Annotated in this window: 1 protein-coding gene; it reads left to right on the top strand. The window is 73.3% G+C overall.

The window, feature by feature from the left end; all coding sequences use genetic code 11:
• Positions 1-49 precede the first annotated feature (49 nt).
• The coding region (locus tag CCN33_RS20475) for a GNAT family N-acetyltransferase (protein WP_140394605.1) at positions 50-322 on the top strand (273 nt) is incomplete at its 3' end.

The raw sequence follows: 322 nt of genomic DNA on the forward strand, positions 1-322 counted from the left end.
GGGAGCCGATTGACGGAACTGACCGGCCGTCGCGTTTATGGTGTGCCGCATGTTTCGGATCGAGACGGAAGTGGACAAGGACCGACGGGATCTGCTGCGCGCCCGGCTGCGGGACACCAACACGGCGGCCTCCCCGGTGCTGGCCGCGCTGCGCGGCTCGCCGGGCGACCGGCACACCCCGCTGCACGTGTGGGTGCTGGACGAGGCGGGCGGACTCGCCGGGGGGCTGGTCGGGCACACCTGGGCGGGCTGGCTGCACGTCACGTATCTGTGGGTGGACGCCCGGTACCGGGGCGCGGGCCTCGGCTCCCGGCTGCTGGAC

It is taken from the genome of Streptomyces recifensis, assembly GCF_002154615.1.
In the GTDB taxonomy this organism is placed as follows: Bacteria; Actinomycetota; Actinomycetes; order Streptomycetales; family Streptomycetaceae; genus Streptomyces; species Streptomyces griseoluteus.